23 protein-coding genes are annotated in these 23,310 nt (G+C 67.7%); 17 read left to right on the top strand and 6 right to left on the bottom strand.

Annotated elements, in window-relative coordinates:
• Nucleotides 1-4 precede the first annotated feature (4 nt).
• From AC5RUK_RS03680 to AC5RUK_RS03670, 3 genes are all read left to right on the top strand, one after another.
• Nucleotides 5-322, top strand: coding sequence for a hypothetical protein (locus tag AC5RUK_RS03680; RefSeq protein ID WP_493987308.1), 318 nt, complete (start codon nucleotides 5-7; stop codon nucleotides 320-322).
• 159 nt (nucleotides 323-481) lie between these two features.
• Nucleotides 482-943: a hypothetical protein gene (locus tag AC5RUK_RS03675; protein WP_494151404.1), complete on the top strand. Its 462-nt coding sequence runs from the start codon at nucleotides 482-484 to the stop codon at nucleotides 941-943.
• Nucleotides 907-1,902, top strand: a complete 996-nt coding sequence (locus AC5RUK_RS03670) for a DNA topoisomerase IB (RefSeq protein ID WP_494151535.1) — start codon at nucleotides 907-909, stop codon at nucleotides 1,900-1,902. Before AC5RUK_RS03675 ends, AC5RUK_RS03670 begins: the two co-directional genes overlap by 37 nt.
• Before the next feature lie 93 nt (nucleotides 1,903-1,995).
• Here AC5RUK_RS03670 and AC5RUK_RS03665 read toward each other — a convergent pair whose 3' ends face one another.
• Entirely contained in the window at nucleotides 1,996-2,640 is a 645-nt protein-coding gene (locus tag AC5RUK_RS03665; RefSeq protein WP_494151403.1) for an MBL fold metallo-hydrolase, read from the bottom strand.
• Between the two features lie 109 nt (nucleotides 2,641-2,749).
• On the opposite strand from AC5RUK_RS03665, the gene AC5RUK_RS03660 reads away from it, so the two are divergent.
• The 14 genes from AC5RUK_RS03660 (at nucleotide 2,750) to AC5RUK_RS03595 (ending at nucleotide 17,249) form a co-directional block, all read left to right on the top strand.
• The gene (locus AC5RUK_RS03660) at nucleotides 2,750-3,133 is read left to right on the top strand and encodes a GntR family transcriptional regulator (RefSeq protein ID WP_493987305.1); all 384 of its coding nucleotides are present in this window, start codon (nucleotides 2,750-2,752) and stop codon (nucleotides 3,131-3,133) included.
• A gap of 198 nt (nucleotides 3,134-3,331) precedes the next feature.
• Nucleotides 3,332-6,178 (top strand): excinuclease ABC subunit UvrA, encoded by a 2,847-nt coding sequence (uvrA, locus tag AC5RUK_RS03655; RefSeq protein ID WP_494108858.1) that lies wholly within the window; start codon nucleotides 3,332-3,334, stop codon nucleotides 6,176-6,178.
• Nucleotides 6,179-6,255: 77 nt separating this feature from the next.
• Nucleotides 6,256-6,978: an HAD hydrolase-like protein gene (locus AC5RUK_RS03650; protein ID WP_494151402.1), complete on the top strand. Its 723-nt coding sequence runs from the start codon at nucleotides 6,256-6,258 to the stop codon at nucleotides 6,976-6,978.
• Complete coding sequence (locus AC5RUK_RS03645; RefSeq protein ID WP_493987303.1) at nucleotides 6,975-7,640, top strand: lysophospholipid acyltransferase family protein; 666 nt, start codon at nucleotides 6,975-6,977, stop codon at nucleotides 7,638-7,640. Before AC5RUK_RS03650 ends, AC5RUK_RS03645 begins: the two co-directional genes overlap by 4 nt.
• A gap of 47 nt (nucleotides 7,641-7,687) precedes the next feature.
• Nucleotides 7,688-9,778: an excinuclease ABC subunit UvrC gene (gene uvrC / locus AC5RUK_RS03640; protein ID WP_494151401.1), complete on the top strand. Its 2,091-nt coding sequence runs from the start codon at nucleotides 7,688-7,690 to the stop codon at nucleotides 9,776-9,778.
• 36 nt (nucleotides 9,779-9,814) lie between these two features.
• On the top strand, nucleotides 9,815-10,729 hold the full coding sequence (gene rapZ / locus AC5RUK_RS03635; protein ID WP_493978538.1) for an RNase adapter RapZ: 915 nt from the start codon (nucleotides 9,815-9,817) through the stop codon (nucleotides 10,727-10,729).
• Nucleotides 10,729-11,769 (top strand): gluconeogenesis factor YvcK family protein, encoded by a 1,041-nt coding sequence (locus AC5RUK_RS03630; protein WP_493987301.1) that lies wholly within the window; start codon nucleotides 10,729-10,731, stop codon nucleotides 11,767-11,769. The genes rapZ and AC5RUK_RS03630 overlap by 1 nt, the downstream gene beginning before the upstream one ends.
• A gap of 15 nt (nucleotides 11,770-11,784) precedes the next feature.
• Complete coding sequence (gene whiA / locus AC5RUK_RS03625; RefSeq protein ID WP_493987300.1) at nucleotides 11,785-12,765, top strand: DNA-binding protein WhiA; 981 nt, start codon at nucleotides 11,785-11,787, stop codon at nucleotides 12,763-12,765.
• 140 nt (nucleotides 12,766-12,905) lie between these two features.
• A complete protein-coding gene (locus tag AC5RUK_RS03620) occupies nucleotides 12,906-13,103 on the top strand; it encodes a hypothetical protein (protein ID WP_494151400.1) in 198 nt (65 codons plus the stop codon).
• Between the two features lie 89 nt (nucleotides 13,104-13,192).
• On the top strand, nucleotides 13,193-14,203 hold the full coding sequence (gene gap, locus AC5RUK_RS03615) for a type I glyceraldehyde-3-phosphate dehydrogenase (RefSeq protein ID WP_493987298.1): 1,011 nt from the start codon (nucleotides 13,193-13,195) through the stop codon (nucleotides 14,201-14,203).
• Nucleotides 14,204-14,239: 36 nt separating this feature from the next.
• Complete coding sequence (locus tag AC5RUK_RS03610) at nucleotides 14,240-15,478, top strand: phosphoglycerate kinase (RefSeq protein WP_493987297.1); 1,239 nt, start codon at nucleotides 14,240-14,242, stop codon at nucleotides 15,476-15,478.
• Between the two features lie 119 nt (nucleotides 15,479-15,597).
• Entirely contained in the window at nucleotides 15,598-16,413 is an 816-nt protein-coding gene (tpiA, locus tag AC5RUK_RS03605; RefSeq protein ID WP_494108804.1) for a triose-phosphate isomerase, read from the top strand.
• Between the two features lie 46 nt (nucleotides 16,414-16,459).
• The gene (gene secG / locus AC5RUK_RS03600; protein WP_493938941.1) at nucleotides 16,460-16,711 is read left to right on the top strand and encodes a preprotein translocase subunit SecG; all 252 of its coding nucleotides are present in this window, start codon (nucleotides 16,460-16,462) and stop codon (nucleotides 16,709-16,711) included.
• A gap of 151 nt (nucleotides 16,712-16,862) precedes the next feature.
• A complete protein-coding gene (locus tag AC5RUK_RS03595) occupies nucleotides 16,863-17,249 on the top strand; it encodes an RNA polymerase-binding protein RbpA (RefSeq protein ID WP_493987294.1) in 387 nt (128 codons plus the stop codon).
• A gap of 44 nt (nucleotides 17,250-17,293) precedes the next feature.
• Here the strand turns inward: AC5RUK_RS03595 and pgl are convergent, their stop codons facing one another.
• From pgl to tal, 5 genes are read right to left on the bottom strand one after another with little or no spacing between them, the layout of a single operon-like run.
• A complete protein-coding gene (pgl, locus tag AC5RUK_RS03590; RefSeq protein WP_494108805.1) occupies nucleotides 17,294-18,085 on the bottom strand; it encodes a 6-phosphogluconolactonase in 792 nt (263 codons plus the stop codon).
• Nucleotides 18,075-18,959 carry a glucose-6-phosphate dehydrogenase assembly protein OpcA gene (locus tag AC5RUK_RS03585; RefSeq protein WP_494108859.1) on the bottom strand — a complete coding sequence of 295 codons (885 nt, stop codon included), beginning with the start codon at nucleotides 18,957-18,959 and terminating at the stop codon, nucleotides 18,075-18,077. Before AC5RUK_RS03585 ends, pgl begins: the two co-directional genes overlap by 11 nt.
• 53 nt (nucleotides 18,960-19,012) lie before the next feature.
• On the bottom strand, nucleotides 19,013-20,569 hold the full coding sequence (gene zwf / locus AC5RUK_RS03580; RefSeq protein WP_494108806.1) for a glucose-6-phosphate dehydrogenase: 1,557 nt from the start codon (nucleotides 20,567-20,569) through the stop codon (nucleotides 19,013-19,015).
• Entirely contained in the window at nucleotides 20,569-22,182 is a 1,614-nt protein-coding gene (locus AC5RUK_RS03575; RefSeq protein WP_494151399.1) for a phosphoglucose isomerase-related protein, read from the bottom strand. The genes zwf and AC5RUK_RS03575 overlap by 1 nt, the downstream gene beginning before the upstream one ends.
• Complete coding sequence (gene tal, locus AC5RUK_RS03570; protein WP_494151398.1) at nucleotides 22,179-23,303, bottom strand: transaldolase; 1,125 nt, start codon at nucleotides 23,301-23,303, stop codon at nucleotides 22,179-22,181. The genes AC5RUK_RS03575 and tal overlap by 4 nt, the downstream gene beginning before the upstream one ends.
• Nucleotides 23,304-23,310 lie beyond the last annotated feature (7 nt).

The raw sequence follows: 23,310 nt of genomic DNA, 5'->3' as shown, positions 1-23,310 counted from the left end.
CAGGGTGCTTCGTTGGTTTGGGGCGGAACTGATGCGGCACCGCCATCTGTCACCCGCTGACGAATTTCCGGTGGATCTGGCTCCCCTTGGTGACCCCGAGTTGCTGGCGCTGTACGGCAGGGCCATGCGCCAGCTCGAGCGGGAGAGTATCCAGTTCGGCGCGGCCGATCCCGAGACCGAGTTCCGCCTGGAGGAGCTGCGTGTCGAGCTCGACCGGCGGGACAGCCGGGATGCGCTGCAGGCGAGCAGGCGGCGGGTCCGCGGTTTGTATGGCAAGCCGGGGGGCGAACCGCCGGACTCGCTGTACGACGGCACCAGCTAGGCTCTGGGCCGCAAGCATTTGCCCGCCGGCGGATTCAGGCGGTCCGCACCGCGGGTGGGCCTTCACCCTTCCCGGGTCTGCGCCTCGGCGCTTATGCTGCTCTTCCCACCCCCGTATGATGGGTGACAAACAGTATGCTTATCAATAGTGGGATGCAGATTGGAAGGGCAGACAATCGTGATTGCCAATGACAGTTCAAGTGCCCATGCCGGCCAGGACAAGGACCGGGATCCGGGAAGCGAGTTGCCCGATCCGTGGTGCTCCGCCTGCAGCACCGACGAGTACCTGGTGTTCGATGCCGTAACGCTGCTGCCGCCGCAGGCCGGAGCCCCCGCACTGCCGCGATGGGACGTCAGCTACTGGTGCAGCCGCTGCGACGCTTATTACGGGCACGAAACATTCAAGGTGCCCGCCACGGAATCCGAGAGCGTCGGAATCGATTTCGGGGCCGAGGGCTACATGCACTGCGGGGAGCCGATGCAGCCGGTGGAACGCATCGACCACTCGATCGTTGATCCCGTGGACGTCGGCTCCCCGGAAACCGGCCCGCTCCCGACCGTGCGGGTGGACGTTGAAATCCTTCGCTGCAGCTGCGGGTTCAAGATGGAGGTGCCCATCTGAGGCTAAGGCGCAGCAACGTCCGTGCGCCCGGTATCACCCGCCGGCGTCACGGGTCGGGGTTCTCCTACCGCAACCCGGACGGGTCGAAGCCTGCCGGTGACGAGCTCCGAAGGATCAAGGCGTTGGCGGTCCCGCCGGCATGGTCGGATGTGTGGATCTGCCCGGCGCCCAATGGGCATATCCAAGCAGCGGGAACGGACGACGCCGGACGGCGGCAATACATCTACCATCCCCGTTGGCGGGAACTGAGGGATCGGGAAAAGTTCGACCGCTCCCTGGCGTTCGGATCCACCCTGACCACCGCGCGCCGCAAGGTGACGCGGCTGCTGAGGTCCGGAGAACAAACCCGGCAGGTGGCCTGTGCCGTTGCCTTCCGCTTGCTTGACAGCGCGTCATTGCGGATCGGCTCCGAAGTCTACGCCGAAGACAACGGTTCCTACGGGGTTACTACGCTGTTGGCTCGCCACGTGCGGGTGCGCGAGGACACCGTCCGGCTGCATTTTCCCGGGAAGAGCGGGCTGCAGTGGGACGTGGAACTGAAAGATCCGGATATCACCGTCCAGCTGGCGACGGTGCGGGGCCTGAAGGCCGACGATCCGGCCATCGGGTACCGCAACGGCACCGGACACTGGTCCGGGCTGTCCGCGTCGGAGTTGAACGAGTTTATCCACGAACTCTGCGGGCAGGAGTTCAGCGCCAAGGACTTCCGGACGTGGCAGGGAACGGTAACGGCCGCCGTGGCACTGGCCCGCTACAACGGCAGACCGAATCTCACCGGCCGGCGCAAGGCCGTCGTCGCGGCCATGCACGCCGTCTCGGAGAGGCTGGGCAATACGCCCGCCATAGCCCGCAAATCGTACGTAGATCCGCGGCTCGTCGACCGCTTTATGGCAGGACAAATCCCGGACGCGGCAACGTACTCCGCGGCGGAACGCAGCCTGCCGTCCTTCCTCGCGTGACAGGGGAGCGAAAGCAGCCCGCGGCGCTAGAATTAGAGGGCCCCGGCAGGCGGGATTCCCCCCAACGTCCACGTCTGTCGGGGTTGACGCGCCCTACCAGCCGCGCGATTTCCACTCGTCCAGATGGGGCCGTTCAGCCCCGAGCGTCGTACCTGCGCCATGGCCCGGATGGACCACCGTATCGTCCGGCAGGTAGTTGAACACCCGTTCGACCACGTCGCTGTAGAGCGACGCAAACCGCTCCGGATCCTTTTGCGTATTGCCCACCCCACCCGGAAACAGCGAATCTCCGGTAAACAGGTGCGGGGGACCATCGGGTGCGCGGTAAAGCAGCGCCACGGAACCCGGCGTGTGCCCGCGCAGCTTGATGGCTTCCAACGAGAATCCGTCGAACCGGCCGACGTCCTGATGCTCGAGCGCAACGTCAGTCCGCACCTCGATCTCAGGAATATCCTCCGCGCCGGCCGCTGTCTTGGCCCCTGTGGCGGCTACCGCCTCCGGCAAGGCCCGGACATGGTCCCAGTGGCTGTGCGTGGTCACGATCAGGGCGACCTTGGCCGGCTGGTCCGCATCCCCGGCGCCGTCGCGCAGCAGTTGCTCAATGGCCGGAAAGTCGTCGGCAGCGTCAATCAACACCTGGGTGCCGGAAGCCTTGGCTGTCAGCAGATAGACATTGTTGTCCATCTCGGAAACGGAAATGCCGCGGACGGTGACTGCAGGATCTTCGTGAAGCAACATGCTTCCCAGCCTACCGACAGTCGACCCGGACGGCTCAGGATGTCATTCTGGTTGTAGCAGTGGACAGGCAGCCGGATGCTGCGGACACGACGGGGAGCGGGCGCAGGCGATGGAAGCGAGCGAGTTTGACTGGCGGATGAACCGCGACAGCGCCGTGCCGCTCTTCGAGCAGCTCAGGCTGCGGATCATCGAAGCAGCCGACGCCGGCGAACTGCCGGTGGGCACGAAGCTGCCGCCCGTCAGGCGGCTGGCCGATCATTTGGGCGTGGTCCCGAATACCGTGGCACGCGCCTACCGGGAGCTCGAAACTGCCGGCCGGGTGGAAACACACGGCCGGGCCGGTACCGTGGTGAGCGCCGGCGCAGGCAAGGCCCGCCAACAACTGGGCGATGCCGCCGAAGCGTTCGCCCGCGCCGTTCACGGCCAAGGCATCGGCGGCAAGGAAGCACTCGCCGCCGCCAGGGCCGCGTTGGAGCGCCACGGCATCAAGTAGGCGACGCGGCAGGCGGCCGGTGCCTCATAGACGGCGCCCTGCGGACAGCCGCTGTCCGCAGCGGCCTCCGGCCGTGACCGATGCAATACAAGTTCGAACGAATTTTCGATTAGAGTAGATACCGTGCTAAAAGCAAGCGAAACGTCCGTCCCGGCGACCGATTCCGAGTCCGCCACCCCCGTTTCCCGCTCCGCGGACATGTCCCGCCTGGTAGTCAAAGGCGCCCGCGAGCATAATCTTCAGAACGTCAGCGTGGACCTGCCCCGCGACGCCATGATCGTCTTCACGGGACTGTCCGGCTCCGGCAAGTCGTCTTTGGCTTTCGATACGATCTTCGCCGAGGGCCAGCGCCGGTACGTGGAATCGCTTTCCTCCTATGCGCGAATGTTCCTGGGGCAGGTGGACAAGCCTGATGTGGACTTCATCGAAGGCTTGTCGCCGGCGGTGTCGATCGACCAGAAATCCACCAGTCGCAACCCGCGCTCTACCGTGGGAACAATCACCGAGATCTACGACTACCTGCGCCTCCTGTGGGCCCGCGTCGGCCGCCCCTTCTGCCCCCAGTGCGGTGAGCCCGTGGAGAAGCAGACCCCGCAGCAAATCGTGGACCAGCTGCAAGAGCTTCCCGACGGGACGCGCTTCCAGATCCTGGCTCCGGTAGTGCGCGGGCGCAAGGGCGAGTTCGTCGACCTGTTCAAGGAACTGAGCACCAAGGGCTTTTCCCGCGCCAAGGTGGACGGCAAGCTGGTGCAGCTGAGCGAACCGCCGAAGCTGGGGAAGCAGTACAAGCACACCATCGAGGTGGTGGTGGACCGGCTTGTGGCCAAAGAAGGCATCCATCAGCGTCTGACCGATTCGGTGGAGACCGCCCTGGCGCTGGCGGAGGGCCGCGTCCTGGCTGATTTCGTGGATATTGCCGAGGACGAGCCGGGCCGTACTCGTGCCTTCTCGGAACACTTGGCCTGCCCGAACGAACACCCGCTCGCCATCGACGAGATCGAACCGCGCTCGTTCTCGTTCAACAATCCGTTCGGTGCCTGTCCGGCCTGCACCGGTATCGGCAGCAAGCTCGAAGTCGATGTGGACCTGGTGGTCCCGGATCCGGACCGGAGCCTTTCTGAGGGCGCCATCGCCCCGTGGTCATTGGGCAAAGCCACCCAGGAGTACTGGACCCGGCTGCTCGAGGGGCTCTCCCACGAACTGGGGTTCTCCATGGACGAGCCGTGGAAGAACCTGCCGAAGAAGGTCCGGGAAGCCGTACTGCACGGCAAGGACTTCAAGGTCGTGGTGCAGTACCGCAACCGCTTCGGCCGGGAGCGCAAATACAGCACCGGTTTCGAAGGCGCGTTCCAGTACATCCACCGAAAGCATGAGGAAACCGAGTCCGAGTGGGCGAGGGACCGTTACAAGGAGTACATGCGTGAGGTGCCGTGCCCGGAGTGCAACGGGGCGCGGCTGAACCCCGCGTCGCTGTCCGTGCTGATCAACGGCAAGTCCATCGCGGAAGTGTCTGCCCTGCCGCTGCGCGAGGCAAGTTCGTTCCTGGCCGCTCTGGAACTCTCCGCCCGCGAAACCCAGATCGCCCACCAGGTACTCATCGAGATCCAGGCGCGCTTGCGCTTTCTCCTGGACGTCGGCCTGGAGTACCTGAACCTTGAGCGCGCCGCCGGCACGTTGTCCGGCGGAGAAGCCCAGCGCATCCGGCTGGCAACGCAGATCGGCTCCGGTCTTGTCGGCGTGCTCTACGTGTTGGACGAGCCCTCGATCGGCCTGCACCAGCGGGATAACCGGCGGTTGATCGAGACCCTCACGCGGCTGCGCGACCTCGGCAACACCCTGATTGTGGTGGAGCACGACGAGGACACCATTGCCGAGGCCGACTGGATAGTGGACATCGGACCGGGCGCCGGCGAGCACGGCGGCGAAGTGGTCCACTCCGGCTCGCTGCAGGAACTGCTGGACAACACGCGTTCCATCACCGGTGACTACCTGTCGGGCCGGCGCCGGATCGAGCTGCCGGCCAAGCGCCGGAAGATGGACAAGAAGCGCCAAGTGAAGGTGGTCGGCGCCCGCGAAAACAATCTCCGGGGCATCGACGCGTCGTTCCCGCTGGGCATCTTCACCGCCGTCACCGGCGTCAGCGGCTCCGGGAAATCGACTCTGGTCAACGACATTCTGTACAAGGTGCTGGCCAACAAGCTCAACGGAGCCAAGCATGTTGCGGGCCGGCACACCAGGGTGGAAGGCGTGGACCAGCTGGACAAGGTCATCCACGTCGACCAGAGCCCGATTGGCCGCACGCCCCGGTCCAATCCGGCCACGTACACCGGTGTCTTCGACAACATCCGCAAGCTGTTCGCCGAGACCAACGAGGCGAAGCTCCGCGGCTACCTGCCCGGCAGGTTCTCGTTCAACGTCAAGGGCGGGCGGTGCGAGGCATGCTCCGGTGACGGCACGCTGAAGATCGAAATGAACTTCCTGCCGGACGTCTACGTTCCGTGCGAGGTCTGCCACGGTGCGCGGTACAACCGCGAGACGCTGGAAGTCCATTACAAGGGCAAGACGATCGCCGAAGTCCTGGACATGCCGATCGAGGAAGCAGCGGAATTCTTCGCCGCGTTCACCCCGATCGCCCGCCACTTGCGGACCTTGGTGGACGTCGGGCTCGGCTACGTCCGGCTCGGGCAGCCCGCCACCACGTTGTCCGGCGGGGAAGCCCAGCGCGTCAAGCTCGCCAGCGAGCTGCAGCGCCGCTCGAACGGGCGAAGCATCTACGTGCTGGACGAGCCGACCACCGGCCTGCATTTTGAGGACATCCGCAAGCTGCTGCAGGTGCTGCAGGGGCTGGTGGACAAGGGCAACACGGTGATCACCATCGAGCACAACCTCGACGTGATCAAGAGTGCCGACTGGGTTGTGGACCTGGGGCCCGAGGGCGGTTCCGGTGGCGGCCAGATCATCGCCAGCGGTACACCGGAGCAGGTAGCGGCGGCCGAGGGAAGCCACACCGGCCGTTTCCTGGCGGAGGCACTCGGCCACAAGTGAGCCTGCAGGATGGAATAAGATATTCCCCAGCAGGAATGGATTCCGGCGGATCCGCGGATCTGTGGGAAAATGCCCGGGTGACTCAATTGCCTGCGCTGGTACTTTTCGACCTCGACGGAACCCTGGTTGACCCCGCAGGTGCTATCACCACCGGAATAGCCGGCGCCCTCGCGGCGGCCGGACTGCCGGTCCCGCCGCAGAAAGGACTCGAGTCCCTGGTGGGGCCGCCGCTGGGCGAGTCCCTGCGCCGCGCCGGCGTCCCCGAGCACCGGCTCGGCGAGGTCATCGCGTTGTACAGAGCCGGCTACCGCCGGTCCGGCATGGCGGCAAGCCGCGTGTACCCGGGCATCACCGGACTGCTGGAGCGGCTCCTCTCCACCGGCGCGATCCTCGTTGTCGCCACCCAGAAGCCGACCGGACTGGCCCGGGACCTGCTGCGGCTGAAGGGCCTGGAGCAGTATTTTGCAGGAATTTACGGGGCCGAGGGCGACGATCCCGCACCGGCAGCGGGACCAGGACTGGGCAAGGTGCCGATCCTGCAGGCTGCGCTGGACGGCGTCACCGACGCGTTCGGCCCGGTGCTGATGGTGGGCGACCGTCTCTACGACGCGGCCGCGGCGCTCCAGCTCGGCATCCCCGCCATTGGGGTCGGCTGGGGATTCGCCGCCCCCGGGGAACTGGAAGCCGCGGGCGCCGCCGTCGTCGTGCACTCCGCCGAAGAACTTGAGGCCGCTATCGGGCGGCTGGTAGCCGAGCAGCCGGACGGTGTCCTGTCCGGACGCCGGGGACCGGCCGCATGAGGACGTTCGAAGCGACACGCGCCTCGTTCCGCGCCGGGTTGCGGCTCAGCTGCCGGCCGACGATTGAAGGCATTGGGAACTTTCCCGCCGCCGGGCCGGTGATTGTGGCGCCGAACCACCTGTCCTTCTTCGACAGCGTCATCATCCAGGCGATGATGCCGCGCAAAGTTGCCTTCTTCGCCAAAGCCGAATACTTCACCACCCGGGGCCCCAAGGGGGCCGCGATGCGGTGGTTCTTCCACAGCGTCGGCTCGATACCGGTGGAGCGGGGCGAACAGGCGGCCAGCGTGGCTGCGCTGCAGAGCGCTCTGGACGTACTGGAACGCAACGAGGCTTTCGGGATCTATCCTGAAGGAACACGGTCCCGTGACGGCAAGCTGTACCGGGGCCGCACCGGCGTGGGGTGGCTGGCCCTCACCACCGGGGCGCCGGTGCTGCCGGTAGGGCTGATCGGCACCGAACAGCTTCAGCCCGCCGGGAGGATGATGATCCGGCCGAACCACTTCACGGTACGGATCGGCAAGCCGTTGTACTTCCAGCGGACCGGGCCGGAGCACTCGCTGCCGGCGCGCCGGTCAGCCACCGACCAGATCATGGACGCGATTGCCGACCTGACCGGCCAGGAACGCTCGAACAGCTATAACAAAACGCCGTCGGCCTGACCAGCCGGACGGCATTAGGACCCAGGCGAGGAAGGGAGAGACCGGCCATGGCTAATCCTGTTTCCTACCGTCCGCGGACGGGGGAGATCCCGACCAATCCCGGCGTCTACCGCTTTCGGGACGAACACCGCCGCGTCATCTATGTCGGCAAGGCGAAAAACCTGCGGTCACGGCTCAACAGTTACTTCGCCAGCCCCAAGAACCTGCCGCCCAAGACCCACGCGATGGTGCATACTGCGGCTTCGGTGGAGTGGACGATCGTGGGCAGCGAACTGGAGGCCATCCAGCTCGAGTACACGTGGATCAAAGAGTTCACGCCGCGCTTCAACATCATGTTCAGGGACGACAAGTCCTATCCCTACCTTGCCGTGACCATGGGGGAGAAGTTCCCACGCGTGCAGGTGATGCGCGGCGAGCGGCGCAAGGGCGTCAAGTACTTCGGCCCGTACTACCCGGCAAAGGCGATCCGCGAGACCGTGGACACCCTGCTGCGGGTTTTCCCGGTCCGTACCTGCAGCACCGGCGTCTTCAACCGCGCCCAGCGCACCGGCCGGCCGTGCCTGCTCGGCTACATCGACAAGTGCTCGGCGCCGTGCGTGGGGCGGATCTCTCCCGAGGACCACAAGGCCCTGGCCGCCGAGTTCTGCGCGTTCATGGGCGGGGAAGCCGACCGGTTCATCCGGGCCCTGGAGAAGAAAATGGCCGCGGCGGTGGCGGAACTCGACTACGAAACGGCGGCGCGGCACCGGGACGATATCGCCGCGCTGCGCCGGGTCTTCGAACGCAATGCCGTGGTGCTCAGCGAAGACACGGACGCCGACGTGTTTGCCCTGGCCCAGGACGAACTGGAGGCGGCCGTCCAGGTCTTCCACGTCCGCGGCGGCAGGATCCGCGGCCAGCGCGGCTGGGTGGTGGAAAAGGTCGAGGACCAAAGCACCGCCGACCTGGCCGAACACCTGTTGCAACAGGTCTACGGGGACGCCGACGGGCCGGACCGGATCCCGCGCCAGGTCTTGCTGCCGCAGGAACCGGAGAACGCCGCCGAGCTGCAGGCCTGGCTCAGCGTACTCCGGGGCAGCAAGGTGCAGATCCACGTGCCGAAGCGCGGGGACAAGGCCGCCCTGGTGTCCACCGTGAGGGAGAACGCCGAGCAGGCGCTGGCCCTGCACAAGAGCCGCCGCGCCGGCGACATCACCACGCGCTCGGCGGGCCTCCAGCAGCTGCAGGAAGCCCTGGATTTGCCCGTAGCGCTGCTGCGGATCGAGTGCTACGACATCTCCCACGTGCAGGGAACCAACGTGGTGGCCTCCATGGTGGTGGTGGAAGACGGGCTGCCGAAGAAGTCCGATTACCGCCGCTTCGCGATCACCGGCGAGGCCGCCCGCGACGATACCTCGGCGATGTACGACGTGATCAGCCGGCGGTTCCGAAACTACCTGGCGGAACAAGGTCGTCAGGCCGTTCCGGCGGCAACGGGTGCAGGCGAAGCCCTCGGCGGTGGCGCGGGCATCGGCCCGGCGGGAGGAGCCGCCGCGGGGGCGTCCGGAGGCGGGCACCCCGCGCAGCCGCAAGCTGCCGCCGGCGGCGGGGACACCGCCGTCGTGCTTGAAGCGACGCTGACTCCCGCGCCCAAGACCAAGTTCGCCTACCCGCCCAACCTGGTGGTGGTGGACGGCGGGCCGCCCCAGGTGGCCGCCGCCTCCCGGGCACTGGCGGACCTGGGCATTACCGACGTGTTCGTGGTCGGCCTGGCCAAGCGGCTGGAAGAAGTGTGGCTGCCCGACGACGATTTCCCCGTGATCCTGCCGCGCTCGTCCGAGGGGCTGTTCCTGCTGCAGCGCATCCGCGACGAGGCCCACCGGTTCGCGATTGCCTACCACCGGCAGAAGCGCGGCAAGGCCATGACGGTTTCGGTGCTGGACGGCATCCAGGGCCTGGGGCCGGCGAAACGCAAGGCGCTGCTGAAACATTTCGGCTCGGCGAAGAAACTCAAGGCGGCCAGCGTCGACGAGCTGCAGCAGGTGCCGGGCATCGGCCCCGCGCTGGCGGCTTCGTTGAAGCGACAGCTGGCGGCCGGTGCCGCGGAGGAGCCCGCCCCGGCGGTGAATATGGCGACCGGCGAAATCGTCGAATCTTAGTTAGGCTAGAGCTGGAATCGAGGAGTGGGGGTCGGGATGGATGGAATGACGATGACGGTGGACGAGGACTTGACGCCGGAAAAGCCGGTGGAATCCGAGCTCCTGGTGGTCACCGGCATGTCCGGCGCCGGCCGGACCACGGCGGCGCACGCCCTCGAAGACCATGGCTGGTACGTGGTGGACAACCTGCCGCCGCAGATGCTGGGCACGCTGGCCGAACTGGTTTCGCGGATGCCGCAGTCGCTGCCCAAGCTTGCCGTGGTGGTGGACGTTCGCAGCCAGAGCCTGTTCCGCGACATCCGCGAGGCGCTGCATGCCCTGGCGGCGAGCGGCATCCACTACCGGGTGCTCTTCCTGGACGCCTCCGGAGACGTCCTGGTCCGCCGTTTCGAACAGGGCCGGCGGCCGCACCCGCTGCAGGGCGATGGCCGCATTTCGGACGGCATCACCGCGGAACGGGAACTGTTGAGCAGCCTCAAGGACTCTGCCGACCTGGTGGTGGATACCACCGAGATGAATGTCCACGCCCTGGCCACCGCGATCACCGAACTCTTCACCGAATCCGGACCGATCGTCCTGCGCATCAACGTCGTCAGCTTCGGCTTCAAGTACGGGCTGCCGGTGGACGCCAACTTCGTCGCCGACGCCCGCTTCATTCCCAACCCGCACTGGGTCCCCGCGCTGCGCCCCCATACCGGGCTGGACGAGAAGGTCCGCGACTACGTGCTGGTGGACTCCGGCGCCGATGAGTTCGTCAACCGCTACGTGGACGCCCTGGAGCCCGTGCTGGAGGGCTACCGGCGCGAGAACAAGCACTACGGCACCATCGCCATCGGGTGCACCGGCGGGAAGCACCGGTCCGTTGCGGTCGCCGAGGAAATCGGGAAGCGGCTGGCCCAGTTGCCGAGCGTCAAGGTCACCGTCCAGCACCGGGACCTGGGGCGCGAATAGTGGCGATCCTGACCGGACCGATGCCGCTGGTTCCCGCCCCGGGTGCCTCCCGCAGCCGGACCGGGAAGAACGGCACGCCTCCCTCCGTGGTGGCTCTGGGCGGCGGGCACGGGCTCTCCGCCTCGCTGGGCGCGCTGCGGCTGCTCACCACGGAACTGACCGCCATCGTCACGGTGGCCGACGACGGCGGATCCTCCGGCCGCCTGCGCGAGGAATTCGGCGTGCTCCCGCCGGGGGACCTGCGGATGGCCCTCGCGGCGCTGTGCGATGACACCGACTGGGGCCGGACCTGGCGCGATGTGATGCAGCATCGCTTCAAGTCATCCCCGGGCGCCGAGCCGTCGCTGGACAACCACGCGCTCGGAAACCTGCTGATCGTCACCCTGTGGGAGTTGCTCGGCGACCCCGTTGCCGGCCTGAAGTGGGCCGGCGCGCTGCTGGGGGCCCGCGGGGAGGTGCTGCCGATGGCCACCGTGCCGCTGACCATCGAGGGCGACGTGCTGGTGGAGGGCGACGACGGCCGGCTGCGGACCGCGCTGATCTCCGGCCAGTCCCGGCTGGCAGCGGCCGGCCGGAACAGCCACGTCCACGACGTGCGCCTGCTGCCGGACGACGCCCCGGCCTGCGTCGAGGCGCTGAACGCCGTCGAGTATGCCGACTGGGTGATCCTTGGGCCCGGTTCCTGGTATACCTCGGTGCTGCCGCACCTGATGCTGAAGGAGATGCGCGAAGCGCTCTGCGACACCCCGGCGCGCCGCTGCCTGACCATGAACCTGTCGGTGGACACCAAGGAAACGTCCGGGATGACGGCGTCGGACCACCTGGCTGCCGTGAGGCGCTGTGCGCCCGGGATGCGTTTCGACGTGGTGTTGGCCGATCCGACCGTGATTGACGACAAGGGGCGTTTCGAGGATGCCGCGGCTGCGCTCGGTGCACGCGTTGTCTTCGGTAGAGTAGGGAGTTCAGGCGGACGCCCCGTACACGATCCGTTGAGACTGGCGAGTGCCTACCACGACATTTTCGAAGGCCACAAGGATTAGGTAAGGACAAGGTGCATGGCGCTGACCGCAGCAGTCAAGGATGAGCTCGCTCGCCTTGACATCAAGAAGTCCCAGGTCCGGAAGGCGGAGGTCTCGTCGACGCTCCGCTTCGCCGGTGGACTTCACATCATTTCCGGCCGCATAGTCATTGAGGCCGAAGTTGATCTGGCTGCGACCGCCCGGCGGCTGCGCACCGCAATCTCGGAAGTGTACGGCCACAGCGGCGACATCATCGTGGTCTCCGGCGGTGCCCTGCGCCGCGGGAACCGCTACGTCGTGCGCGTGGTCAAGGACGGGGAGTCCCTCGCCAGGCAGACCGGACTGCTGGACGGCCGCGGCCGGCCGGTTCGGGGCCTGCCGTCCGTGGTCGTGAACGGTTCGGCCGCCGACGCCGAGGCGGTCTGGCGCGGCGCCTTCCTGGCGCACGGTTCGCTGACCGAACCCGGCCGCTCTTCGGCCCTGGAAGTCACCTGCCCCGGCCCGGAAGCCGCGCTGGCGCTGGTGGGCGCGGCGCGCCGGCTGGGCATCGCGGCCAAGGCCCGGGAAGTCCGCGGCGTGGACCGGGTCGTCATCCGCGACGGCGACAGCATCGCGGCGCTCTTGACCCGGATGGGCGCCCATGATGCCCTGATGGTGTGGGAAGAACGCCGGATGCGCAAGGAAGTGCGGGCCACCGCCAACCGGTTGGCCAATTTCGACGACGCCAACCTGCGGCGCTCGGCCCAGGCCGCCGTGGCAGCGGGTGCGCGCGTGGAGCGTGCCCTCGAGATCCTCGACGACGAAGTGCCCGAGCACCTGCGGTACGCCGGTGAGCTCCGGGTGGCACACAAGCAGGCCTCCCTGGACGAGCTCGGACGTTTGGCGGACCCGCCGATGACCAAGGACGCCATCGCCGGCCGGATCCGCCGCCTGCTGGCCATGGCAGACAAGCGGGCGCTGGAGCTGCGCATCCCGGGGACCGAAGCCAACGTGACGCCGGAGATGCTGGACGACTAGGCACGGCACGGCGGCATGCCGGGCATCGCCCGGTACCGGTCAACGAAGACCGGCCCCGGGAGCTGCCGGACGGACGAGCCCGTCCGGTTGGATCATCCGACCCGGCCGCAAACAGCGGTCGGGGGAAGACGGAGGGAACCATGAGCAAGCACGAACTGCCCGGGCTCAATTTCGCTCATGCGGCCCCGGGGCCGCACCTCCCGGCGGGGATCATGGAGCCGCACCGCTCCAGGCACCACGCCGCCTACGGGGCCGGCGCGGACACCGCGCCGGTACCGTCAATTGGGCAGACGTCGCCGCCCGCTTCGTCGCCGCCCGCACCGGCGCTTCCGCGCTGACCACCCCCGGCCACGCAGGCCAAACAACCCGGCACGGACCAGCGGGGGAGAGCCCGCCGGCCACGGCCCCATCCACGAGGTAGAGGCTCATGACTACTCGAGTTGGAATTAATGGATTCGGCCGGATCGGCCGCAGCTACTTCCGCGCCGCCCTGGCGCAAAACACGGACCTGGAAATCGTGGCGGTCAACGACCTGACCGATGCCCACACCCTGGCCCACCTGCTCAAATACGACAGCGTCCTGGGCGTGCTGAAGGAAACGGTTGAGGTGGATGCCGGCAACCTGATCGTCGGCGGCCGGAAGGTCAGCGTCCTGTCCGAAAAGGAACCGGCCGACCTGCCGTGGAGCGACCTCGGCGTCGACATCGTGATCGAATCCACCGGCAGGTTCAACAAGGGCGGCGGCGCCCGCAAGCACATCGACGCCGGGGCGAAGAAAGTCCTGATCTCGGCCCCGGCCAAGGACGAGGACATCACCATTGTGATGGGCGTCAATGACAGTGAGTACGACGCCGGTAACCACCACCTGATTTCGAACGCGTCCTGCACCACGAACTGCCTGGCGCCGATGGCGAAGGTGCTGCACGAGACGTTCGGCATCGAACACGGACTCATGACCACCATCCACGCCTATACCGCCGACCAGAACCTGCAGGACGGGCCGCACCGGGACTTGCGGCGCGCCCGGGCGGCGGCCATCAACCTCGTGCCGACATCGACCGGCGCAGCGAAGGCCATCGGGCAGGTCCTCCCGGAACTGCAGGGCAAGTTGGACGGCTTCGCGGTCCGTGTGCCGGTGCCGACCGGCTCGATGACCGACCTGACCGTTACCGTGTCCCGCGAAACCGATGTGGACGAGGTCAACGCGGCGTTCAAGGCGGCCGCCGGCGACCCGCACTGGGCCGGGATCATCGCGTATACCGAGGACCCCATCGTGTCCTCCGATATCGTCACAGACCCGGCCTCTTCGATCTTCGACTCGGGACTGACTAAGGTAATGGGTAATCAGGTGAAAGTTGTCGGCTGGTACGACAACGAGTGGGGCTACTCCAACCGCCTGGTGGACCTGACGGCTCTGATTGCCTCAAAGCTGTCCTAGGTCCCAGCCCGTCCCGTCCTCCGCACGAAGGAAGAAATGACTGCACATTCTCTTGATGCCCTGCTGGCCGCCGGGGTCCGCGGACGCCGCGTGTTGGTCCGCTCGGACCTGAACGTCCCCCTGGAGGGTGAACTCCCGGAGCTGAAGGTGTCCGACGACGGGCGTATCCGGGCGTCCCTGCCGGTCATCTCCAAGCTCGCGGAAGCCGGAGCGCGGGTCATCGTGACGGCCCACCTCGGCCGCCCCAAGGGCGCACCCGAGGAGAAGTTCTCGCTGCGCCCCGCGGTCGCCCGGCTGAAGGAGCTGGCACCGGTCACGGTCAAGTTCGCCGCGGACACGGTGGGCCCGGCCGCCCGGGAGGCGGCCGCCGGCCTGCAGGACGGGGAAGTGCTGGTGCTGGAGAACGTGCGGTTCGATCCCAGGGAAACCAGCAAGGACGACGCCGACCGGGAGGCCTTTGCTGCTGAACTCGCCGCCCTGACCGGTGACGACGGAGCCTACGTGGACGACGCCTTCGGCGCCGTCCACCGCAAGCATGCTTCCGTCTTCGACATCGCCCGCCGGCTTCCGGCCTACCAGGGCGACCTGGTCCGCACGGAGCTGCAGGTCCTGAACAGGCTCACCGAGGCCCCGCAGCGGCCGTACGTGGTGGTCCTGGGCGGTTCCAAGGTCTCGGACAAGCTGGCCGTGATCGAGAACCTGCTGGGCAAGGCCGACTACCTGCTGGTCGGCGGCGGCATGGTTTTCACCTTCCTGGCGGCCCAGGGCTACAAGGTCGGCTCCAGCCTGCTGGAGCAGGACCAACTGGACACCGTCCGCGGCTACCTCGCACGTGCCAAGGAGCTGGGCTGCACGTTCATCCTGCCGACCGACATCGTGGTCGCCGAAAAGTTCGCCGCCGATGCGGCCTGGGAAGTGGTTCCGGCGGACAGCATCGAGTCGGCATCGTTCGGCTCCAGCGGCATCGGCCTGGACATCGGCCCGGAGTCGGCCGAAGCCTTCGCCCACCAGATCCACTCGGCGAACACCGTCTTCTGGAACGGTCCGATGGGTGTGTTTGAGTTCGCCGCGTTCGCCAACGGCACCCGCACGGTAGCCAAGGCCCTCACCGGGAGCGACGGCTTCACCGTCGTCGGCGGAGGAGATTCCGCCGCCGCGGTGCGTGCCCTCGGCTTTGACGACGGCGCCTTCGGACACATTTCCACCGGCGGCGGCGCCAGCCTCGAATACCTTGAGGGCAAGGAACTGCCCGGCCTGGCAGCACTGGAGGACTGATCGCAGGCACCCCTGCCGCCTCCGGCGGCAGGGGCTGCCGGTACCGCCCAAGCCCGACGGCGCCGCCCCGCAGCGCAGCACGGCGTCCACCGCGACGCCCACAACAGATGGAGACCTCAGTGACCACCTCGACCAACGGCAAGTTCGACCGCACCCCGCTGATCGCCGGCAACTGGAAGATGAACATGGACCACGTCCAGGGCATCACCCTGTTGCAGAAACTGGCGTGGACGCTGAGCGATGCCCGGCACGACTATGCCCGGGTCGAGGTTGCCGTCTTCCCTCCGTTCACCGACCTGCGGGGCGTGCAGACGCTGGTCAACGGCGACGACCTGAAGCTTGTCTACGGCGCCCAGGACCTCTCGCCGCACGATGCCGGCGCCTACACCGGTGACATCTCCGGACAATTCCTGGCCAAGCTGGGCTGCCGGTATGTGCTGGTCGGGCATTCCGAGCGGCGCGAGATCCACGGCGAGGACGACGCGTTGCTGAACGGGAAGCTGAAGGCGGCCTACCGGCACAAGCTGACACCGGTGCTGTGCGTCGGCGAAGGCCTCGCCGTGCGCCAGGCCGGGAACCACGTGGAGCACACGCTCGGTCAGCTGCGCGCGGATGTAGCAGGCCTGGAGGCCGGGCAGGCGGCCGGGTTGGTCATCGCCTACGAACCGGTGTGGGCGATCGGCACCGGGGAAGTGGCCGGCCCCGAGGATGCCCAGGAGATGTGCGCCGCCATCCGCGCGGAGATGGCCGTCCTCTTCGATGACAGCGTGGCAGCCGGGGTGCGTTTGCTCTACGGCGGCTCCGTGAAGGCGGCAAACGCGGCCGCGATCCTGAACGAGCGCGACGTGGACGGCGTGTTGGTCGGCGGCGCCAGTCTGGATGCAGGCGAATTTGCTAATATTGTCAGGTTCGAACACCACCTGCTGACAAAGTGATGTCTGCCCGCCACTGGGATATCCCGACAGCTGACGAAAGGCCACTGTGGAAGCTCTGAAGATCACGCTGCAAATCCTGCTCGGCATTACGAGCCTGCTGCTGACCCTGCTCATCCTGCTCCACAAGGGGCGCGGCGGCGGCATGTCCGACATGTTCGGCGGCGGCATGACCACCAGCCTGGGCTCGTCCGGCGTCGCGGAGCGCAACCTCAACCGGTTCACCGTCGTCCTGGGGCTTGTCTGGGGCGCGGTCATCGTGGCCCTCGGCCTCATGATGCGTTTCAGCGCGGAATCCTGACCGACGCTTCCGGCGCCCGGCTCCCCGCCCGGCTCCGCTGTCTGGGCCCGAGGGACCGACGACTTCGGCCTACCCCTTAACCCATCGCTGTTCGACCCGTAGACTGGTGCCCGATGCAGGGGGCATCGATTCTTCTCAGCGGGGAGCAAACATGGTTGATCCGTCGAATTCTTTCCGCGCGGTACGGGTGGGTTCCGAGTCGGGTGCCGGGCTTGCGGGCTGGCAGGCCGTGACCGGGCGGACGGTAGTTCCGGTGACCAAGGTTCCCGTCACGTATTGGTGTCCGAAGGGACACCAGACCACACCGGTCTTCGCCAATCTGAGCGAAGCCGACATCCCGCCGTCGTGGGACTGCCCGCACTGCGGCCAGACCGCAGCCAGGGAACCGGGCGGGTACACCACCGAAGCCCGCAGCAGCGACGAGCCCTACAAGAGCCACCTCGAGTACGCGAAGGAACGGCGCAGCCCGGACGAGGCGGAGGCCGTCGTGGAACAGGCGCTCGAGAAGCTGCGGCGACGGCGTCGAGAGGCGCGCTAGCGGGCCGAACCCACCGGCAATGCCGGGCGCCGGAGGAACCGCTGTTAGCCGTCGCCTCTTTCGGCCGCGGACAGCAGCGCGTGCGGCAGCTTGGACGCGGCGTCCTGGTCCAGCAGCCACACGGTGCGCTTGCGCCCGCGCGCACCGGCGGCGGGAACCTGCACCGGGTTGGCGCCGGCCAGGGCCAGTCCCACGGCACCGGCCTTGTCCTGGCCGCCCACCACCAGCCAGACCTCGTCCGCCGAGTTGATCGCCGGCAGCGTCAGGGACACGCGCTCCGGCGGGGGTTTCGGCGCATCGGTCTCGCCGACCACCGAACGCTCTTCCTCGCGGATGCCGCCCATCTCGGGAAACAGCGATGCGATGTGGGCATCAGGACCGACGCCCAGCAACAGCACGTCGAATCTGGGCACCGGGCCGCTCGTGCCCTCTTCGGCCGCGGCCTGCCGCAGCGCGGCGGAATAGGCCGCGGCTGCAGCGTCCGGGTCGGCGTGTTCGCCGGCCGCGCCGAAGGGGTGCACCCGGTGCGGGTCCAGGGGGAGCGCGTCCAGCAGCGCTTCGCGGGCCTGCCGTTCGTTGCGGTCCTGGCTGTCCTGGGCGACGAACCGCTCGTCGCCCCACCAGATGTTGACCTTGGACCAATCGAAGCCGGCGGGGGCGTCGACGGCGGCGACCGCCTTTAACGTGTTGATGCCCAGGCTGCCGCCGGTGAGCACCACGGTGGCATCGCCGCGCTCGGCCTGGACCGCCGCCAGGCGCTCCACCAGCCTCCGGGCAGCCGAGCCGGCGACGGCGGCGGTGTCGGAATGGACTACGACGTGTGGGTCAGCGGTCACTGCGGCGCACGCTCCTCAAATTGGTCCGGGGCAATCCATGAATCAGCACCTCGCCGAACACTTCGTCCGGGTCCAGCCGGCGGAGTTCTTCGGCCAGGCATTCCTCCAGGGGACGGCGCGGCAGCGTAATGCGCTGCACCGGCAGGCCGGGCATGATGAGTTCGGCCACGGACGGGCCGGGACGCAGGATCCGGATGTCGCCGGTCGTCCGGGAGATGCGCACGCCCCGGATGCCGGTCCCCGCCGTGTCCTCCACGATGGTCACCGGCGCGTTCAGGGCCAGCGTCAGCCACGCCGCCAAGAGGACGGTGCTGGGGGAGTCGGAGGCGCCCTCCACGGCAACCGAGGTGACCGGGGCGGGTTCCAGCTGGTCAAAGACGGCGGCCAACTGGACGCGCCAACTGGTCAACCGCGTCCAGGCCAGGTCCGTGTCCCCGGCGGTATAAGTCTCGCGCAGGCTGAACAGTGCCTGCTGCGGGTCGGGCTCCCTGTCGGAATCGGTGATGCGGCGGTGCGCAATCCGGCCGATGGACGTGCGCGAAGCATCCTTCGGCATGCCGTGCGGCCACCACGCGACGATCGGGGCATCGGGCAGCAGCAGGGCAGCCACGAGGGACTCGCTTTCGGCTGCCAGCTGGCCGTAGCCGTACAGCACCACCACTTCGGCTGCTCCGGCATCGCCGCCGACCCGGATTTGGGCATCCAGCCTGGTCTTCGCCTCCGACCCCGCATCGACCAGGGCAATGATCCGGCAGGGATGTTCCCGGCTGGCGGCGTTGGCGGCGAAGATGGCCTCTTCTTCGTAACCCAGCGAGGTCACGACCACCAGGGTCAGCACGCGCCCCAGGGCCACCACGCCGCCTTGCTCCCGCATGGCCACGATTTCCTTCGAGACCTTCGACGTGGTCGTGTCCTTGAGCTCTTTAATCACGGCCTTCTCCAAGTGCGTCCGTCACGGGCCAACAGCTCATCGGCCGACGCCGGTCCCCAGCTGCCGGGGGAGTACGGTTCCGGCCGGGTGCGGCTGTTGGCCCAGTACTCCTCGAACGGGTCAAGGATCTTCCAGGACAGTTCGACTTCCTGGTGGCGGGGGAACAGCGGCGGCTCGCCGAGCAGGACGTCCAGGATCAGCCGTTCGTACGCCTCCGGACTGGACTCGGTGAACGCGTGCCCGTAGCCGAAGTCCATGGTGACATCCCGGACTTCCATCTGCGTGCCGGGCACCTTGGAACCGAAGCGCATGGTGACCCCTTCGTCGGGCTGGACGCGGATCACCACCGCGTTCTGGCCGAAGTCGTCCTCATGATGGTTGGGGAACAACAGGTTGGGCGCGCGTTTGAACACCACCGCAATCTCTGTCACCCGGCGGCCCAGCCGCTTGCCGGCACGCAGGTAGAAGGGCACCCCGGACCAGCGCCTGGTGTGGATGTCCAGCCGCAGCGCCGCGTAGGTCTCGGTGACCGAGTCCGGGTTGAAGCCTTCTTCCTCCAGGTAGCCGGCGACTCTCTCGCCGCCCTGCCACCCGCCGGTGTACTGGCCACGGGCCGAATGGGCCGACAGGTCCTCGGGAAGCTTGACGGCGGCCAGCACCTTTTCCTTCTCCGTCCGCAGGTCCTCCGCGTCGAAGGAAATGGGTTCCTCCATGGCCGTCAGGGCAAGCAACTGGAGCAAGTGGTTCTGGATGACGTCGCGCGCCGCCCCGACGCCGTCGTAATAGCCTGCCCGGCCGCCGATGCCGATGTCCTCCGCCATGGTGATCTGCACGTGGTCCACGTAGTTGGCGTTCCAGAGCGGCTCGAACAGCTGGTTCGCGAAGCGCAGGGCCAGGATGTTCTGGACCGTCTCCTTGCCCAGATAGTGGTCGATCCTGAACACTGCGTCCGGCGGGAAGACCGATTCGACGATGTTGTTCAGTTCACGGGCGGACTGAAGGTCGTGCCCGAAGGGCTTCTCGATGACCACCCGCCGCCACGGCATGCCGTCTGCTTCATCGGTTGCCTGGGCCAGGCCGTGCGACGAGAGCATCTTGCACACCTGCTCGAAGGCGTTGGGCGGAATCGAGAGGTAGAAGGCGTGGTTGCCCTGGGTCCCGCGGTGCTCGTCCAGCTCTTCCAAGGTGCCGCGGAGCTGCTCAAAGGCGGCCTCGTCGTCGAAAGCGCCCTGGACGAACCGGATGCCGGCCGCCAGGTGGGTCCAGACGTCCTCGCGGAACGGGGTGCGGGCGTGCCGCTGCACGGATTCCTTCACCTGGGCGGCGAACTCGTCGTCGTCCCAGGGCCGGCGGGCGAAGCCGACCAGCGCGAAGCTGGGCGGCAGCAGCCCGCGGTTGGCCAGATCGTAGACCGCCGGCATGAGCTTCTTGCGGGCCAGGTCTCCGGTGACCCCGAACAGCACCAGGGAACAGGGCCCGGCAATGCGGTCAAGCCGGCGGTCGCGCGGGTCACGCAGTGGGTTGGCCGGACGTTGTCGTGCGGAAGGGGCCATTACTGCTTTCCAGCCAGTCGGGACACGGCGTCCATCACCTGGCGCACGCCGGCCGCCCGGTCGGCCAGATGCAGGCGCAGGACGGGGCGGCCGCCCTCCCGCAGGACGTTGGCGTCGCCGGCTGCCTGGGCATCGATGAGTTCGCCGAAGCTGAACTCGCGTCCGGGGATGGGGATGTCCGTCGCGGCCTCGCCGGTCAGCTGCAGGTAGACGCCAATGCCCGGTCCGCCCTTGTGGAACTGCCCGGTGGAATGCAGGAACCGCGGGCCCCAGCCGAAAGTCACGGGCCGTCCGGTCGCTTCGGCCAGCAGGGGCCGGATGCGTTCCAGCTCGGCCTGGCCAAAGCGGTCGAGGTAGGCCTGGACGCTCACATAGCCGTCCGGTCCCAGTTTGCCCAGCAGGTCGCGCAGCGCGTCGTCCAGCGACGCGCCCATGGCCAAGCCGCTGCCGCGCACCTGGACGGCGCCGTCGGTGAAATCGGGCAGCGCCGCCGCCGGACGTTCGTCCAGCAGCCCGCGTGCCGCGACCTTCGCCGCCTCGACATCCGGCTGGTCGAAGGGATTGATGCCCAGCAGGCGGCCGGCTACGGCCGTGGCGTACTCCCACAGCAGCAGCTGGCTGCCCAGGCTCCCGCCCACGGCAACCTCGTCGGCTCCGACCGTCACCTCGTGATCGGGGGAGACGAGCCGGACCACCAGCACGTCCTTGGCTCCGGAGACGGTCTCCGGGTCGCCGGCGTTGACCACCACCGGCAGCAGTCCGGTCCCCAGCTTGCCGGTGGACTCGGCGACCAACTGCTCGGCCCAGTCGGCGAAGCCGACGATGCCGGACCCTTCGTCGGCGATGGCTACCTTGTTGCGCAGCGGCTCGGTGCCGGCCAGCGCCGCGCCCAGGGCCAGGGCCATGTTGTCGGCGGAATCCTCGGAGAGCACCTCGGCGGCCTCTTCGGCGTCGTCAAGCAGCCGTTCGATGTCCACGCCGGCCAGTCCGGCGGGAACCAGGCCGAAGGCGGTCAGCGCGGAGTACCGCCCGCCGACGTTGGGGTCGGCGTTGAACACCGCCCGGTACCCGGCTTCCCGCGACGCCTCATCCAATGGGGAGCCGGGATCGGTGACCACGATGATCCGCGAAGCGGCATCCAAACCGGCGTCCGTGAAGGCCTGCTCCAAGACACGGCGCTGCGAATCGGTTTCCAGCGTGGAACCGGACTTGGACGACACGATGATGGCCGTGTCGGCAAGCCGTTCTGCCAGCGCGGCACCCACCTGCTGGGGATCCGTGCTGTCCAGCACGGTGAGCTCCACGCCGGCGGTGTTGGCGATCACTTCGGGCGCCAGCGAGGAGCCGCCCATCCCGGCCAGCACAAAGCGGGACACGCCCTCGGCCGTAAGCTCCTTGCGCAGCTCCAGGATCTCCGGGACCAGCGGCCGGGACAGCGCCGCGGCGTCCACCCAGCCGAGGCGGACGGCCGCCTCGGCTTCTGCCTCCGGGCCCCACAGGGTGTTGTCCTGGGCCGCGATGCGGGACGCGACCCGGTCGTCCACCAGGGTACCGATATGACGGCGGACGGCGGCCAGTGCGGCTCCCGACGCTTCGAAAGCCAGCGAACTCATGACTTCCGGGCTCCGGGCACCGACTCGAGGGCGTTCTGGACGGTCTCCCGCAACTCCTGCCAGCTGGCCACGAACTTCTCCAGGCCCTCGTCCTCGAGCAGCTCCACCACCTCGTTGTAGGAAATGCCGGCCTGCGCGATGTCGTCGAGCACCTTGTTGGCTTCCGCGTAGGTGCCGGTGATCCGGTCTCCCTCGACCTTGCCGTGGTCGGCGACGGCTTCCAGCGTCTGCTCCGGCATGGTGTTGACCACGTTCGGGGCGACGAGTTCGGTGACGTACAAGGTGTCCGGGTAGTCCGGGTTCTTCACGCCGGTGGAAGCCCACAGGGGCCGCTGCGGCCGGCCGCCGGCAGCCGCCAGCACCTGCCAGCGTTCGGTCGCGAACTGCTCCTCGTAGATCTGGTAGGCCAGGCGTGCGTTGGCGACGCCGGCCCTGCCCTTCAACGCGGCGGCCTCCTCGGTCCCGGCGGCGTCCAGGCGCTTGTCAATCTCGGAATCCACGCGGGAGACGAAGAACGAAGCCACCGAGTGGATGGTCGCCAGGTCCTTGCCGTTTTCCTTGGCCTGTTCCAGCCCCAGCATGAAGGCGTTGATCACTTCGCGGTAGCGCTGCAGCGAGAAGATCAGGGTCACGTTGACGCTGATGCCGAGCGCGAGGGTCTCGGTGATGGCCTCCAAACCTTCGCTGGTGGCCGGGATCTTGATGAAGGCGTTGGTGCGGCCCACGGCCTTGTGCAGATGCTGGGCCTCGGCGGCCGTGCCGTGCGCGTCACGGGCCAGCCGGGGGTCCACCTCGATCGACACACGGCCGTCCACGCCTTCGGTATCGGCGGCGAGCGGGGAGAACAGGTCGCAGGCCTCGGCCACGTCGGAGGTCGTGATGGCGAAGACCGCCGAGTCCACGTCCGCGCCGTCGGCGGCCAGCTGCTGAACCTGCGCCTCGTAGCTGCGGCCGTCCTGCAGGGCCGCCGCGAAGATGGAGGGATTGGTCGTGACGCCCACCACGTTCTTTTCGTCGATCAGGGCCCTCAGGGTTCCGGAGTTGATCCGCTGGCGCGAAAGGTCGTCGAGCCAGATGGAAACGCCGGCGTCGGAGAGTGCCTGGGTATTCGCGTTGGACATTGCGTCC

The sequence above is a fragment of the Arthrobacter sp. Y3223065 genome (assembly GCF_059090885.1).
The sequence above is the reverse complement of the archived record's forward strand: the minus strand, read 5'-3'. Positions and strand labels throughout refer to the sequence as shown.